The organism is Bacillus sp. 123MFChir2 (assembly GCF_000383235.1).
GTDB lineage: Bacteria > Bacillota > Bacilli > Bacillales > Bacillaceae_G > Bacillus_A.
Map to the genome: position 1 here is coordinate 35,495 of NZ_KB910940.1, position 16,240 is coordinate 51,734.

Annotated in this window: 15 protein-coding genes and 2 pseudogenes; 10 read left to right on the forward strand and 7 right to left on the reverse strand. The window is 36.0% G+C overall.

The window, feature by feature from the left end; translation table 11 throughout:
• The first annotated feature begins 101 nt into the window (after nt 1-101).
• Nucleotides 102-260 (forward strand): hypothetical protein, encoded by a 159-nt coding sequence (locus H280_RS26110; RefSeq protein ID WP_020061179.1) that lies wholly within the window; start codon nt 102-104, stop codon nt 258-260.
• A 29-nt stretch (nt 261-289) separates the two neighbouring features.
• On the opposite strand, the gene H280_RS0111005 is transcribed toward H280_RS26110, so the two are convergent.
• Nucleotides 290-631, reverse strand: a complete 342-nt coding sequence (locus tag H280_RS0111005; RefSeq protein ID WP_020061180.1) for a DUF3969 family protein — start codon at nt 629-631, stop codon at nt 290-292.
• Nucleotides 632-789: 158 nt separating this feature from the next.
• Nucleotides 790-1,719, reverse strand: coding sequence for a glutaminase A (gene glsA / locus H280_RS0111010; RefSeq protein ID WP_020061181.1), 930 nt, complete (start codon nt 1,717-1,719; stop codon nt 790-792).
• Nucleotides 1,720-1,938: 219 nt separating this feature from the next.
• Here glsA and H280_RS27005 point away from each other — a divergent pair.
• The 3 genes and pseudogenes from H280_RS27005 to H280_RS0111030 all read left to right on the forward strand — a co-directional run.
• A pseudogene (locus H280_RS27005) lies at nt 1,939-2,052 on the forward strand (hypothetical protein); the annotation flags it as partial.
• Between the two features lie 334 nt (nt 2,053-2,386).
• Nucleotides 2,387-3,571 carry a serine hydrolase gene (locus H280_RS0111025; RefSeq protein WP_034303739.1) on the forward strand — a complete coding sequence of 395 codons (1,185 nt, stop codon included), beginning with the start codon at nt 2,387-2,389 and terminating at the stop codon, nt 3,569-3,571.
• A 452-nt stretch (nt 3,572-4,023) separates the two neighbouring features.
• Nucleotides 4,024-4,842 carry a hypothetical protein gene (locus tag H280_RS0111030; protein WP_020061185.1) on the forward strand — a complete coding sequence of 273 codons (819 nt, stop codon included), beginning with the start codon at nt 4,024-4,026 and terminating at the stop codon, nt 4,840-4,842.
• 239 nt (nt 4,843-5,081) lie between these two features.
• Here the strand turns inward: H280_RS0111030 and pyk are convergent.
• Nucleotides 5,082-6,491: pseudogene (pyk, locus tag H280_RS23490) on the reverse strand (pyruvate kinase); the annotation flags it as partial.
• 480 nt (nt 6,492-6,971) lie between these two features.
• Here pyk and pflB point away from each other — a divergent pair.
• The 4 genes from pflB to H280_RS0111055 all read left to right on the forward strand — a co-directional run bounded on the left by pflB (nt 6,972) and on the right by H280_RS0111055 (nt 11,588).
• The gene (gene pflB / locus H280_RS0111040) at nt 6,972-9,221 is read left to right on the forward strand and encodes a formate C-acetyltransferase (protein WP_020061187.1); all 2,250 of its coding nucleotides are present in this window, start codon (nt 6,972-6,974) and stop codon (nt 9,219-9,221) included.
• Between the two features lie 65 nt (nt 9,222-9,286).
• On the forward strand, nt 9,287-10,018 hold the full coding sequence (gene pflA / locus H280_RS0111045) for a pyruvate formate-lyase-activating protein (RefSeq protein WP_020061188.1): 732 nt from the start codon (nt 9,287-9,289) through the stop codon (nt 10,016-10,018).
• A 270-nt stretch (nt 10,019-10,288) separates the two neighbouring features.
• Nucleotides 10,289-10,432: a hypothetical protein gene (locus H280_RS25725; protein ID WP_020061189.1), complete on the forward strand. Its 144-nt coding sequence runs from the start codon at nt 10,289-10,291 to the stop codon at nt 10,430-10,432.
• Nucleotides 10,425-11,588: a diglucosyl diacylglycerol synthase gene (locus tag H280_RS0111055; RefSeq protein WP_020061190.1), complete on the forward strand. Its 1,164-nt coding sequence runs from the start codon at nt 10,425-10,427 to the stop codon at nt 11,586-11,588. Before H280_RS25725 ends, H280_RS0111055 begins: the two co-directional genes overlap by 8 nt.
• 326 nt (nt 11,589-11,914) lie before the next feature.
• On the opposite strand, the gene H280_RS25025 is transcribed toward H280_RS0111055, so the two are convergent.
• From H280_RS25025 to H280_RS0111075, 4 genes are all read right to left on the reverse strand, one after another.
• On the reverse strand, nt 11,915-12,037 hold the full coding sequence (locus H280_RS25025; protein ID WP_020061191.1) for a YfhE family protein: 123 nt from the start codon (nt 12,035-12,037) through the stop codon (nt 11,915-11,917).
• 67 nt (nt 12,038-12,104) lie between these two features.
• Nucleotides 12,105-12,662 carry a GNAT family N-acetyltransferase gene (locus tag H280_RS0111065; protein ID WP_020061192.1) on the reverse strand — a complete coding sequence of 186 codons (558 nt, stop codon included), beginning with the start codon at nt 12,660-12,662 and terminating at the stop codon, nt 12,105-12,107.
• A gap of 250 nt (nt 12,663-12,912) precedes the next feature.
• A complete protein-coding gene (locus H280_RS0111070; RefSeq protein ID WP_020061193.1) occupies nt 12,913-14,037 on the reverse strand; it encodes an amidohydrolase in 1,125 nt (374 codons plus the stop codon).
• A gap of 49 nt (nt 14,038-14,086) precedes the next feature.
• Nucleotides 14,087-14,992 (reverse strand): TIGR01777 family oxidoreductase, encoded by a 906-nt coding sequence (locus H280_RS0111075; protein WP_020061194.1) that lies wholly within the window; start codon nt 14,990-14,992, stop codon nt 14,087-14,089.
• Between the two features lie 80 nt (nt 14,993-15,072).
• Between H280_RS0111075 and recX the strand changes: the two genes are divergently transcribed.
• On the forward strand, nt 15,073-15,885 hold the full coding sequence (recX, locus tag H280_RS0111080; protein WP_020061195.1) for a recombination regulator RecX: 813 nt from the start codon (nt 15,073-15,075) through the stop codon (nt 15,883-15,885).
• Between the two features lie 7 nt (nt 15,886-15,892).
• Nucleotides 15,893-16,213: a YfhH family protein gene (locus tag H280_RS0111085; RefSeq protein WP_020061196.1), complete on the forward strand. Its 321-nt coding sequence runs from the start codon at nt 15,893-15,895 to the stop codon at nt 16,211-16,213.
• The last annotated feature ends 27 nt before the right edge of the window (nt 16,214-16,240 follow it).

Consider the following 16,240-nt stretch of genomic DNA (forward strand, 5'->3'; position numbering starts at 1 on the left):
CATATCAAGTAATTTTTCTTTTGCCAATTCTACTGCAATTGCATATGTCGACGAACTTTTATTTATACTAACATAGACTTTAGTTAAAGGAAGGTGTTAGTATGGGACGCGGTAAATCCTTTGATCATAAGAAAAAAGGACATGATCATCAGCCTCCAAAAGGTGCGTATATTCATAAAGATGTAAATGAACATACGTTAGAAGAGGAAGAATTACCAGTAAATATTGAAACGTATAAAAATAGTTTGAAAAAACATTAAAAAGCACCTGAAAAGGTGCTTTTTTCTACTTATCGAATATCCTCAAATAGTTGTTTCGTTTCTTCATACATTTCATAGTCGCTTAATGCTTGAATACAGCGCCATTTTAACTCTTCGATATTTTGTTCTAAATCTTCTGGGATTAAATTTTGAATGTCTTCTAATTCGATGCCGAAATGGACGATTTCTAATACTTTATCATCAATACTGCGGTCCATTAACAATTCCAGTACATCTAGATTAAATATGTATCGATAGGCTTCATCAAGGGAAACAACTTTTAATTTTAAACTTTCAACGATGCTTAATACAAAAAGAAGGATGGTCTTCTCGAGAACTGCCTGATCTTCTGTTTGAAGGATGAGTTTCATGAGCACCTCCATTTTATTCAGGATACTTTCCGTAAGAACAAGTTAGTTAACCATTTAGAACCCTAAATGGAAATACACTAGGCTGTACTATACTATTCGGAGATGCATGGTGAATATGCACAATTATATTGAAAAAAAAGCGTCGTTTCCGACGCTTTTTAGAAAATACTCCAACCTTGTTGTTCAGAAAGTAATTCTAATATTTTAAATCCAGCAAGGCTATTTCCGTTTGCATCTAGTGCAGGGCCAAAAATACCAATACCCATTTCACCTTTTACACATCCTAAAATCCCGCCAGCTACACCACTTTTCGCTGGGATTCCAACGCGAATTGCAAATTCTCCAGATTCGTTGTACATACCACATGTCACCATAAATGTTTTACAAATTTTTGTAATGTGTTTTGGGATAATTTGCTTCTTATAATATGGATCGTAACCATCCATTGCAAAAATGAGCCCAATACGAGCTAAGTCGATGCAGCTTACTTCGATTGCGCATTGGCGTGTGTATAGGTCCATTAACTCTTCGATATCGCCGTCAATGATGTTGTTTTGCTTCATATAATAACAAAGAGAACGATTTAAATAAGCTGTTTCTAATTCAGAGATGGCCACTTTAGAAGAGTAGTTAATGGAAGGATTATCTGTAATATCACGAACAAATTGAAGGATACGTTCCATTTTCTCTTCATTAGAATTTCCTGCAATCATACTTGTAATCGCTAATGCCCCGGCATTAATCATTGGATTTAATGGTTTAGATGGGCTTGTTGTTTCTAGCTTAATAATAGAATTAAAAGGATCACCAGTCGGTTCCATGCCAACTTTAGAAAATACATATTCCTCGCCGCAATCTAAAAGTGCGAGCGCAAGTGTAATTACTTTTGAAATACTCTGAAGTGTAAAGAGTGTCTGGGATTTCCCGGCGTGAACGTAATGGCCGTCTATATGATAAATTGCAATTCCTAAGTCATCGGGATTTGCGTTTCCTAACTCAGGAATATACGTTGCAAGCTTACCTTGTTTCGTATAGGGCTGAACTTGATCTAATAATTGTTGTAAGTTGTTAGTCTCGATACACTGCATAATAAAACACCCCTAGTTGTATTAGTCATTAAATTTAACTTGCCCGACAAGTGTGGAAATAAATAATAACATGAAATAGAGGAATGATAAAATGAAAAAACAACATAAAAACCCCTTTTTTAGGGGAGGGCGAGAGCATCTGGCCATGCATAGAAGCGGTCAGTACCTTTTCCTGCCACGTGCGAGGTTTGAAACAAAAGGAGGAAGTGAGAGCAGGTTATGTTTATGACAGGTTTCTTCCCAATTATGATGTTTGGTTTACCAGCAGCAAAACCAGAAAAGTGTAAAGCAGTTACAGGTATGTTAATTGGTCTTGCCTTAACTTCATTTTTAGATACAAGTGTACAAGTTATCATTAGAATAAACGTTGAGTCTGTTGCTGATGATATGAAGAAACACGTATAAGTATCATATAAACATAAGAAACGGTATGTTTTTTATCATTTTGCAACCTAAAAGTAAATCCGTTAGATAAAGTGAAACTTCTGTCAGTGGAGACGTTAATGCGGGATAAAAATGAGGTTTTTTCATTACAAATATAACGGCTATCTTGCATTTTTGGTGATCTTTTTTATTTTTTTTGTGCATGGCATTGGTAAAATACTGGTTGCGTGATAAAGTAAGATGTGAAATGAGCAACTATGTAAAAAGGCAGGTTTTTATCGTTATGAAATCTCGCAGACCGATTGTATATATCAAACGAACGATTATTCTTAGTCTGTTGTTTGCCCTTGTGTATTGGGGATATACGAAAGTTACTTCCCATGATAAAGAAAAGGCAACGTTACAAGCAGTAAAAGAAGAAAAAAGAGAAGTGAAAAAAGGAGTAAAGAAAGCAGAAGTAAAGAAAGAGGTTGTAGAGAAACCAAAAGAAGAAGTGGTAGTTGAGCAACCTCCGCAAGAAATCAATAATAATGCCCAGTTAGATGAGTATATGAAAAGTAAAAACTTTAGCGGTACAGCGGTTGTTGTAAAAAACGGAAAGGTTCTTTTGAACAAAGGATATGGACTTGCCAATCAAGAAAAAAATGTTGCTAATAATTCAGAGACATCCTACTATATTGGTTCCATTACAAAAGCTTTTGTCGCAACTGCTATTATGCAATTGAAAGAACAAAATAAGTTAAACATAGAAGATACTGTCGCGAAATATATTCCTGATTTTCCAAGGGGTGAAGAAATTAAATTAGTACACCTTCTTACGCATACGTCAGGGATTCCAGAGTACAGCGAAGGATCGGAGAATATCACCCATGAGGAATTAATTAAGAGAATAGGAAAGCAAAAGCTGGCATTCCCGCCCGGATCAAAATGGAAATACTCGGATTCCAATTATTCCGTGCTTGCGTATATTGCCGAGAAAGTGAGCGGACAATCCCTTCAAGATTATATTCAAAAGAATATCTTTGAAGTAGTCGGTATGAAACGTTCAGGATTTGGTGATCAATTTCAACAAGGAAAATATCCATCTACCGGTTATAAAATTGTAGATAATCAAATGACAACACCAGATTTACCAAGCATGGCGCAATTATTTGGCTGTGGTGATATATATACAACTGCATATGATTTATATTTATTTGATCAAGCTTTATTTACTGGAAAGCTTATTTCAAGTGATAGTTATCATCAAATGTTTACAGCGGTTAAAAAGGATTATGGTTTTGGTTGGTATGTGGACCCTGGCAGTTACTCAAATCATGGCGTTATGCCAGGATGGAATTGTTTAAATAGTTTTAGTAAGGATGGAAATACGTATGTTGTGTTATTGTCTAATATTCAAAATAACATTAAGTCGTTTGGTGTTGTAAGTAATGATATTTATACGATGGTGCGGCATGTGGAAGGTTAGAAAGCTATCTTACGAGATAGCTTTTTTTGTAGAAAACTAAAGACCTAAAACCTTAAAACCCTAAAACCCTAAAATCTCTTTTTTTAGGTGGGCGAGAGCAACTGGCCGCGGATAGAAGCGGTCGGTGCCTGTTGCTGCCACGTGCGAGATTTGAAACAAAAGGAGAATATGAGAGCAGGGCATGTTGTATTATGCATAACCGCGATTTATATGTTGGGGATTTAAAATGAATATTTAGGGCAGGCGAGAGCAACTGGCCGCGGATAGAAGCGGTCGGTGCCTGTTGCTGCCACGTGCGAGGTTTGAAACAAAAGGAGAATATGAGAGCAGGGCATGTTGTATTATGCATAACCGGGACTTATATGTTGGGGATTTAAAATGAATTTATACCTTTGGAAAAAGCATGAGGAAATGAGATAATAATAAAGATATGTAAAAAAGAGGAGGAGAAAATGGGGATTCATGAGCATCATGCACGGAATGGAAAAAGGTTATTTCTTCTTTCTATTTTTATATTTTCACTTGCTATTATAGCGTTTATCTTTGAGTATGTTCGAACGCCGCGTTTCCAGTGGAACAAAGATACGATGACTTTTATTAGTATAATTATAACGGCCTTTATTTTTATGATTTATAGCTTTGTAGAAAGAGAGAGGGCGAAGAAAATTGGTACAACAATTCGAATCGAAGGGAAATCGATGCTCTTGCATCATCATCGATTTGTTGTACGAAGAGAAGTAGCTTTCGTGACTACAGTTACATACTTTTCGATGGATGGAAATACAATGGGGATTTTAAAAGAAGAATATGAAACAAACCTACAAAAACTATGGAAGATTTTCGTATCGTTTTTTTTGAGCGCATTGATTGAAAAACGCTTTGTTTTGTATAACGAACTGGGCGAAGCGATGCTGATTATAAAACAAAAAGCCGGCATGTCCTATTTTTATACGTTTCATGACTTGGCAGGGAATAAGATTGGTGGATTGAAACAAATCTTAAGCTTAAAAAAATTGAAGTGGCTCTTACTGTCTGAGCATGATGAAGAAGTTGGTGAGATTAACGGAGATTTGTATGCGAATATCCAAAAAGGAAAATGGAATGATGGTAGTTCTATTGAAGTAAAAGAAGATGCAATTCCGATAGAAGCCATTGAATACTTTTCGGCTAGCGGCGGCTCGCTTGTTAATTTATCAGTCGTGGAAAAACCGATGTACGAGAAAGCTCTGTATTATGCGGCAGCTGCAGTATTGACGTTGAAAAATAGTTAAACATGGTAAAGTAAAAGAAGGTAGATGACATGGTGCATCTGCCTTTTTTTACTCTACTAGTAGATAGAGATATAAATCCATTTTCATTTTGCGCCATAGAAATTACGATAATGCAGAATACAACATGATCTTTTAAACTTCGCATGTGGCAGGAAAGGGAACTGACCGCTTCTACGCGCGGCCAGATGCTCTCGTCTCCCCGAGGGGGGTATTGTTTATTTATAAGTTTTTCTTTACTTCACAACTTCAATTTTCAGCAGATTTGTTGTTCCGCGTTCGTTAACAGGGACGCCTGCTGTTACAATGATGAGATCTTTCATTGCGACAAGTTGCTGTTCTTTAGCGTTACTTATTGCTTGTTCAATTACTTCATCTGTCGTTTGTTTTGGGGCAGTGAAAAATGGGTGTACTCCCCATACGAGTGCGAGTTGCTGCATAACATATTGTTCAGATGTTGTTGCAATAATCGGTGTGCGTGGACGGTATTTGGAAATCATTTGTGCTGTATAACCGCTTTTGGTTGGTGTTAAAATTGCCTTTGCTTGTAAGGAATAAGCGGCTTGGACAGCAGCAGCACCAATTGTTTCTGTTATTTGTTTGTAGTCATTGTGAAGTGATTGCGTTTGGTTTTGGAATAAAGCAGATTCTTCTACTTGCAGAGCAATTTTATCCATCATTTGTACGGCTTCCACCGGATATTCACCGGCAGCTGTCTCTCCTGAAAGCATAATCGCATCTGTTCCATCAAAGATGGCGTTTGCTACATCGGATGCTTCCGCTCTTGTTGGTCTTGGGTTTCTTTGCATAGAATCGAGCATTTGTGTTGCTGTAATGACGGGTTTTCCTAACATATTACAAGTGTGAATCAACTCTTTTTGAATGATTGGTACATATTCTGCTGGGATTTCAATTCCCATATCACCGCGTGCAACCATAATCGCATCCACAACTTCTACGATTTCTTTTATATTATCAATTCCTTCTTGGTTTTCAATTTTTGCGATAATACGAATGTGCGAGGCGTTATGCGCTGCTAATATATCGCGTACTTCTAAAATATCTGCAGCTTTACGGACGAAAGAAACTGCGATGTAATCAACCTGTTGCTGTATGCCAAACAGAATGTCTTGTTTATCTTTTTCAGTAATACCTGGCAAGCGAATTTTTACATTTGGTACGTTTACACCTTTATGATCTTTAATGATTCCACCGTGTATAACTTTCGTTTGTAATTCACCATTATCTTTCTTTGTTACTTCTAGTTCTAATAAGCCATCATCGAGTAATAGATGAGATCCTATTTCTACATCATCATATAGGCCTTCATAAGTGACAGAAAAACATTTAGATGTTCCGAGCACTTTTTTCATGGAAACAGTAACTGTTTCCGCTTCAAGTAATTTTGCTTGTCCCCCTTCAAATTCATCTGTACGAATTTTTGGTCCTTTAATATCTTGTAAAAGCGCAATGTTCTTTTTGGAGGCTGCTGCTGCTTTTCGGAGTGTGTTAATTCGTACTTGATGTTCTTCGTGCGTTCCATGAGAGAAATTTAACCGAGCCACATTCATTCCAGATTCTAGTAAAGAAAGCAGTGTTTCGTATTGTTCACTTGCAGGTCCAATCGTGCAAACAATTTTTGTTTTTCGCATATCAAATTCCTCCTACTTATAGAAGTTTCACCTTATTATGTTGGCACAGGGGTGTGTACTTCATGTATAGGTATGTGATTTGTTTTATTTAATGTCAAAAGATTTGCTTGGTGTATGATGAAGGACGTAAGCGAAAATGAAAAAAGGTGTATCGAAACAGCTACAGATTTTTTAATTCTGTTTCAAAAATATTGTAACAGAATGGAGTTTTAGAGTATTACAGTTTGTAATAGGTATGACTCGTATATTACAGGAAAGGATGCCTTTATTAGAACGTCAAAAAAACAAAATTACTAAAATAGGGTTAATTTAACAATGTTTGCAGTAGTATTTACACTACGCAGATAGTAGTTTGCTCAATTATTCACAAACATGTCACAACTTAAACGTTCACTTTTTTAAAAAAGTAGTATTCTAAATACGTAAGCTGTTATATAAAAAATCTAAGTCCTGTACTAATCAAAAATGGAGGAGATTAGGATGACTGAAGTATTAGAAAATGTAAAAAATGCATGGGGAAATTTTAAAGGTGAAAAGTGGAAAGCAGAGATTGATGTCCGCGACTTCATTTTAAATAATGTAAACGTTTACGAAGGCGATGATTCCTTCTTAGCGGGAGCAACAGAAGCAACGAAACAACTTTGGGATCAAGTAATGGATTTAACAACACAAGAACGTGACAATGGCGGAGTCCTTGACATGGATACGAAAATTGTTTCTTCTATTACATCACATGGCCCAGGATATTTAAATAAAGATATTGAAAAAGTAGTTGGTTTCCAAACTGACAAGCCATTTAAGCGTTCATTACAACCATTCGGTGGTATTCGTATGGCAGAGCAAGCTTGTGAGTCTTATGGATATGAAATGGACAAAGAATTAAGCCGTATTTTCAGAGACTATCGTAAAACGCATAACCAAGGTGTATTCGATGCTTATACTCCTGAAATGAGAGCAGCTCGCAAATCAGGCGTTATTACGGGTCTTCCAGATGCATATGGCCGTGGTCGTATTATCGGTGACTATCGCCGTGTTGCATTATACGGTGTAGATCGTTTAATCGAAGCGAAAAAAGAAGATTTAAATTTAACTGGCGGTGTAATGAGCGAAGATACAATGCGTTTACGCGAAGAATTATCTGAGCAAGTTCGTGCCCTTCAAGAATTAAAACAAATGGCAGCTTCTCACGGTTTTGATATTTCTAAGCCAGCAGAAAATGCACAAGAAGCATTCCAATGGTTATATTTTGCTTATCTTGCAGCAATTAAAGAACAAAATGGTGCAGCAATGAGTCTTGGCCGTACGTCTACTTTCTTAGATATCTTTATTGAAAGAGATTTAGTAAACGGTACATTAACAGAAGAAGAAGCACAAGAAATTGTAGATCACTTCATTATGAAATTACGTCTTGTGAAATTTGCAAGAACACCTGATTATAATGAATTATTCTCTGGTGATCCAACTTGGGTAACAGAATCTATTGGTGGTATTTCACTTGATGGTCGTCCATTAGTAACGAAAAACTCATTCCGTTTCTTGCATACATTAGACAACTTAGGACCAGCTCCAGAACCAAACTTAACAGTTCTTTGGTCTAAACAATTACCACAGGGCTTTAAAAACTACTGTGCAAAAATGTCTATTAAAACATCTGCAATTCAATATGAAAATGATGACATTATGCGCCCAGAGTACGGTGATGATTACGGTATTGCATGTTGTGTATCTGCAATGAGAATCGGTAAGCAAATGCAGTTCTTCGGAGCTCGTGCAAACTTAGCTAAGACACTATTATATGCAATTAATGGTGGTAAAGATGAAAAATCAAAAGAACAAATTGGACCTGAATTTGCACCTATCACTTCTGAAGTGTTAGATTATGAAGAAGTAATGCGTAAATTTGATGTGACAATGGAATGGCTAGCAGGTTTATATTTAAATACATTAAATGTAATTCATTATATGCATGATAAATATAGCTATGAACGCATTGAAATGGCACTTCATGATACAGAGATTCTTCGTACAATGGCAACAGGTATCGCTGGGTTATCTGTAGTAGCTGACTCTTTAAGTGCAATTAAATACGCGAAAGTAAAACCAATTCGCGACGAAAACGGAGTTGCAGTAGACTTTGAAATCGAAGGCGATTTCCCTAAATACGGTAACAACGATGATCGCGTTGATGAAATTGCGGTAAATCTTGTGAAAACATTCATGAACAAACTTCGTAAACATAAAACATACCGTAATTCTGTTCATACAATGTCAATCTTAACGATTACTTCTAACGTTGTATACGGTAAGAAAACTGGTAATACTCCAGATGGCCGTCGTGCTGGCGAACCATTCGCACCAGGTGCAAACCCAATGCACGGTCGCGATACAAAAGGAGCACTAGCATCATTATTATCTGTTGCAAAATTACCATATGAAGATGCACAAGATGGTATTTCTAATACATTCTCTATTATTCCAAAAGCGCTTGGAAAAGAAGAAGATGTACAAATTAAAAACTTAGTATCTATGCTTGATGGATATGCAGTAAAAGAAGGACATCATTTAAATATTAACGTATTTAACCGTGACACATTAATGGATGCAATGGAACATCCTGAAAAATATCCACAATTAACAATTCGTGTATCTGGTTATGCAGTTAACTTCATTAAATTAACTCGTGAACAACAAATTGACGTTATTAACCGTACAATGCACGAAAGCATGTAAGGAAAAAGATTCCCTCTGTTTTTATAAAGACAGAGGGGAGCTGTTTTAATAGAGGAGGAAGTAACATGGTAAAAGGAAGAATTCATTCTGTTGAGTCTTGTGGTACTGTTGACGGTCCAGGAATCCGTTATGTCATATTTACACAAGGGTGTTTACTACGCTGTCAATATTGTCATAATGCGGATACATGGGAGATTGGTAAAGGGAAAGAAATAACAGTTGAAGAAGTGATGCAGGATGTTACATGCTACCTTCCTTTTATTGAAGCTTCTGGCGGTGGTATTACAGTAAGTGGCGGTGAGCCGCTATTACAGTTAGACTTTTTAATTGAGTTGTTTAAGAAATGTAAAGGGATCGGCATTCATACAACAATTGACTCTTCAGGAGGGTGCTATTCTGAAGATGAAGAATTCCAAAGAAAACTAGATATTTTGATGGAATATACAGATTTAGTATTACTTGACTTAAAACATATTGATTCAAAAAAGCATCGTAAATTAACAGGCAAACCGAACGAACATATTTTGCAATTTGCTCGTTATTTATCAGATAAAAAGAAATCAATTTGGGTGCGTCATGTACTTGTACCTGGAGTTACTGATAGTACAGAGGACTTAGAAAAGCTCGGAGCCTTTATTCAAAGTCTTGATAATGTACAAAAGGTAGAAGTATTGCCGTATCATAAATTAGGGGTCTATAAATGGGAGGCACTAGGTCATAAATATCCTCTTGAAGGAGTAGAGCCTCCAACGGAAGAAAGTATTCAAAAAGCAAAGAATATTTTAGCAGCAGTCTAATCCAATTGTGGATTAGACTTTTTGCTTTCTTTCGATAAATAGTAGAGCAAAGATAAGGAAAAGAGTATACTTATATTATAAATGACTATTTTTGTAAAGAAATGATATGGATAAATTTACAAAAATGTAAAGGGAAAACGAAACAATAGAAAGAATTAAGAAATAGTGTAGTGCGTATCATGAAGTATAGATGCCAAGTTATTGCGAAAGCAGTTATAGGAAAGTATAATGTTAAGATATGAGCAGATGGGATTAAGGGGTCAATAACATATGCTTTGTATATCCACGACAGGTACACATCCAGCGGAAATTCGTTGGAGTTCAAACTTGCAAAATTATAAGGAAATTGTTTTTTATATTGTACATATGCAATATAAAGGACCGAAAAAGCTAGGAGTGGATTTGTTTGATTAAAAACCCCAAGGTTTTAATATTAACAGCACATTACGGTAACGGTCATGTACAAGTGGCAAAAACATTAGAACAAACATTTCGTCAAAGAGGACTTAAGGATGTAATTGTATGCGATCTTTTTAGTGAATCACATCCTGTCATAACAGACATTACAAAATATTTATATTTAAAAAGTTATACAATTGGGAAAGAGCTATACCGCTTATTTTATTATGGTGTTGAAAAAATTTACGATAAAAAAATCGCATCATGGTATGCCAATTTTGGGCGAAAACGTTTAAAAGCGATATTACAGGCTGAAAAACCCGATATTGTTATTAATACATTTCCAATCATTGCAGTGCCAGAGTTAAAAAAACAAACAGGAATTTCTATTCCTGTTTATAATGTACTTACTGATTTTTGCTTGCATAAAATATGGATTCACGGAGAAGTGGATCGTTATTTTGTCGCAACAGATTATGTAAAGAACATTATGATAGAAGTAGGGGTACCTGCTGAGCAAATTGTAGAGACAGGAATTCCGATTCGGAAAAACTTTGAAGCATCTGTTAATGTAGAGGCCCTGTATGATAAGTATAATTTGTCACGAGACAAAAAGACTTTACTTATTGTGGCAGGGGCACATGGAGTACTAGGAAGTGTAAAAGAGTTATGTCAGTCCTTTCTATTAGTTCCTAATCTGCAGATAGCCGTAGTTTGTGGGAAAAATAAAGCATTGCAAGACGGTTTGCTACAACTACAAGAAAGCAATCCAGATGCATTAAAAGTATTCGGTTATATAGAGAATATTGATGAGCTGTTTCGTATTACCTCTTGTATGATTACAAAACCAGGAGGAATTACATTAAGTGAAGCAGCAGCTTTGCAAGTACCTGTCGTTTTATATAAACCAGTACCAGGACAAGAAAATGAAAATGCGAAGTATTTTGAAAAACAAGGTGCAGCAGTTGTTATTCGTGAAGATCATGAAATCATTCCGAAAACGAAAGAATTATTGCAAGATGATATGAAGTTATTGCAAATGAAAGAAGCGATGAAACGCATTTATCGTCCGGAACCAGCGTTTCATATTGTGGATTCTATTTTAGAGGAAAATCACGTGCGGGTACATTCACCGGTACGTTCAACAGCCCTTGTACAGTCTTTTACTTAATATAAGAACCTCTTTTCTATGTAGAAGGAGGTTTTTTTGTTATTTCGTTTATATAAATCCATTTTAACTTTTCAACATAGGTTTGTAGAATTACACTTTATCCACAAAAGAATTCGCTTTCAATATCCAGTAAACTTAAAATATTAACAAGATTATCCACAATATCCACAAGTTTTAGTAAAAATATCCACAAATTATACAAGCCAGCTGTGGTTAAATTCCTCCTTTATAGGAAAGATATTTTGATTTATACACATTTTTTGTTTTCTGTGGATAAAGTTTTCCACAAAAAAAGCTACCTCTTCTGAACAAGAGGTAGCTTTATGTTAAAAAATTCCTTTTGACTTATATCCAGCGGCACGATCTGCTCTTTTAAATTCGCGTTGATAGAGAACTTCTTGTGTGCTAGATAATTTACTTTTCATTTTTTCACGTCTTTTCTTATCCATTCCAGTTCACCTCATGTCATAAAGTCATTACCTATCGTTACCAATGACAGAGGGAGATATACATAGATTACGCTTCTTTTAAATGGTGAGTGTCTTGGAATGTTGCTTCGCGCATTGTGTGCAACGTGTATTGATCTTTTGGAATTTCATATAAGTTATATACTTCACCGTTTGCATTAATTTGATCGTATACACATTTACGAGTTTCATTTGCTAGATTGACGTATGGTAGTTTTTCGGCAGCTTTAATAGAACGAGTATTTAATTTGCGAATTCGCATGAAAATAGTATCAATATCTAATTCGTAGAAAAGCTCACTAAAGAAAGCATCTTTTGCTGGCTTATTATAACCTTTTCCATGATAGGGTTTACCGAGCCAAGTGCCAAGAAAACCTGCTTTTTCTTGGATGTCGAATAAAGTTATGGTTCCGATTGGATTTCCCCATTCATCAACAATTGCGCGCGAAATTAATTCTCCACGTTCTTCCGCTTCAATTGTTTGTTTTGTTAAAAATAAAAATTCATCATAAGAAGATGCCTTCTGACGCACAAAGGGGAAGACATCAGGGTGAATCATCAAATCATATAGAACGTGGCTGTCATGTAGGTCACGTTTTTTAAGCATACTATCTCCTCCTAAAAAGAGGGCAGCATGACGAAAAAAAACATCCCACCCTCGAAATTTTTATATAAAACTTTAAAAAATTTCGGGGTGGGAATCGAACCCACTAGAACCAGTCTATAATGCTGGTGGCGCACCATTTGCCTTCCCCATTCATCAATTTGAAATTACTTAACACGACACAAATTGATCATGGTTTCATTCAGTTTATAATCGTATAATACTTCATCTAGTCAAAAAAATAAACTAGTTTTTATGAATTTTTTGTATAGATAATTTTTCCATCTATCATGGTTAATACAGGCTTGGCTAAATAGTGAAAAGGGTGATGAGTCCATAGGACAAGGTCAGCGTCTTTTTTCGTCTCTATGCTGCCAATTTTCTTTTCTAATCGTAAATTACGAGCGGGTAAAATTGTAATTCCTTCTAGAGCTTTATGTTCATCTAATCCTTCTCGAACGGCGATAGCCGCACAAACATTTAAATATTGAATGGGTGTATAGGGGTGGTCTGTCGTAATAGAAACTTCAATCCCATGAGTAGATAAATTATGATATGTTTGCCAAGATTTGTTTTTAATTTCAATTTTTGAACGGCGTGTTAATGTTGGTCCGACAGATACTTTTAAATCGTGGCCTGTTAATTTATCAGCAATAAGATGGCCTTCTGTACAATGTTCAATACGTAAGTCGAGATTAAATTCTTTAGCGAAGCGAAGAGCAGATAAAATATCATCTGCACGATGAGCGTGGGCACGTATAGGGATTTCGCGGCGAAGCGCTTGCAAAATAGGAATCATTCGAAAATCGGTATCATGTCCATAGTACTTTGCTTCATAAAATACTTCTCGAAGCATTCCCATAATTCCCATACGGGTAATAGATTCTTTGTTTCCGTTGCTGTGCATTCGTTTTGGATTTTCTCCAAAAGCAATTTTTAAACCAGCGGGTTCTTGAATGACCATATGATCAATACTATTTCCTGCTGTTTTTATGACGCATGTTGTTCCGCCGATTACATTTTGACTTCCAGGCATAACATGCACAGTTGTAATACCGCTTTGCAAGGCGTCTCGAAAAGCCACATCAAAAGGATGAATACCGTCAAGAGAACGAATATGAGGTGTTAATACCTCCGCTGTTTCATTTGCGTCATTTCCAGCCCAACCAGTTCCTTCGTCATATAATCCAAGGTGCGTATGCACATCGATAAAGCCTGGAAGTAGATGAAGGCCGCGTGCATCAATAACAATCATATCTTTGCTAGCCTCAATAAATTGTTCTAACGCAATGATTTTGTCGTTTTCTACTAATACATCACCTTGCAATTTAGGAGATGTAATAGGATAAACAGTCGCTTGCTTAAATAATGTTTTCATAAGAACCTCTTTAGTTTTCCTGCAAGTTTTTTCTAGCGGAATTTAGAAATTATGAATGTAATACAATATTTTGAAGCGCATGTTCTAAAGTAGCATAAGAATGTGTATATCCATGTTGTATTGCCTTTTGAGGTAAAACTTTTTGTCCTTCTAAAACAAGGATACTCTTTTCACCGAGAAGGGTTTTAAGTGCAAACTCAGGTACTGGTAACCAATGTGGGCGATGCAGCACTTTCGCGATTGTGCTTCCAAATTCCATCATTGTTACAGGATGAGGAGCTGTAATATTGAATGCACCGCTTATTTCTTTTGTATGAATCGCAAAATCGATCATTCGAACAACATCTTCAAGGTGAACCCAAGAAAGCAATTGGTTTCCTGAACCGATTGTTCCTCCAATAAAGAATTGATAGGGAAGTAACATTTTCGGTAGTGCTCCTCCATCTTTCCCAAGAACAATACCAAAGCGCGTATAAACCGTACGAATACCAAGATCGTCTGCTTTACTCGCTTCTTCTTCCCATAATTGCACGGTAGTGGCTAAAAAATCATTCCCTTTCTTAGCATGATCTTCTGCAAATGTGTCTGTCTTTGATGTACCGTAATAGCCAATCGCACTTGCATTTATAAACGCGCTTGGGGATTGGGGTAACGTTTGTAGTTGTTTAATTAAGCTTTTTGTTGTGTGTAAACGACTATTTATAATTTTTTCTTTCTGTTGTTTCGTCCAGCGACCATTATTAATGGATTCTCCGGCAAGATTAATAACGATATCAACGGAAGAAAGCGGAAATTCTGAAGCGCTAGCATCCCAATGTATATACCGTATATTTGCAGGGGAATGATTTTCTCTTACTTGACGTGTCAGGATGTACACGGTATGTCCGTTGCTTGCTAAATATAAAGTGAGTGCTTTTCCAATAAAACCAGTTCCTCCAGTAATAGCAATTTCCAAGAGAAATCCCTCCTTATTATGTATATTCAAGAAACTCAAATTTGTTTCATATATGTTAAAATGATATTGAGGTGAAATGTATGGCTGTCATTACAAAAATAGAAGTACAAAAACGAACGAAAGAAAGATTTAATATTTACATTGATAAAGGTCATGGGGAAGAATATGGCTTTAGTGTTGATCAAGTGACCTTAATAAAACATGGGCTTCAAAAAGGGTTGGAATTTGATGATGTTGAATTAGCAAACGTTTTATATGATGAAGAAGTACAAAAAGCATATTTATATGCAATTACTTATTTATCGCATCAAATGAGAACGAAGCAAGAAGTAGAAGAGCAATTACGGAAAAAAGAAATTGGACAAGCCATCATCTCTGAAGTTATTTCAAAACTATTACGTGATCGTTATATTAATGATAAAGAGTATGCAATTGCCTATGTGCGTACGCATAGCAATGTGAATCAAAAAGGCCCAATTGTCATTAGGCGTGAACTGTTCAGTAAAGGGATTTCGGATGTAATGATTACCCATAGTTTACAGGAGTATCCCGAGGAGAAGCAAATTGAAAATGCTCTTATACTTATAGAAAAAAAGAAAAAGTCTTATCAAAAACATTCTTTTCTACAAATGAAACAAAAACTAGAGGAGATGTTAGTGCGGAAAGGGTATGGGCGTGATATCATTCAAATTTGTTTAGAAGAACTAAAAGATGAAAAGGATGATAAACAGCAAGAAGAAGCCCTTATATATCACGGTAATAAGTATCATGAAAAATATAAGAAATATGATGGTTGGACGTATGAAAGTAAGATGAAGCAAGCGTTATATCGGAAGGGTTTTTCGATTGATGAAATAGAAGTATTTATTCAAATGAAACGTGAAGAGGGATGAGGGAAAAATGAGAAACATGCCAAAGCGCTATAGTGAGATGACACCACATGAGCTAAGGGAAGAAATAGGCGTTTTAAAAGAACAGGCAGTAAAAGCAGAACAACTTGGCATTGTAAATGAATTTGATGTTTTGATGAGAAAAATTGCGATGGCACGTGCTTATATGACAGATATCAATGACTTTCAGATTGGCGAAACATATGAGCTTATAGAAGAGCCAGGTGCATCGTTTACGATTACGTATTTTAATGGCGTATTTGCTTGGGGACATAAACAAAATGATACAGAGGAAATGGGTATTCCTATTTCGTTATTGCAAAAGAAGTGAAAACTAGAGAGCCTTGGCTGCTCTAGT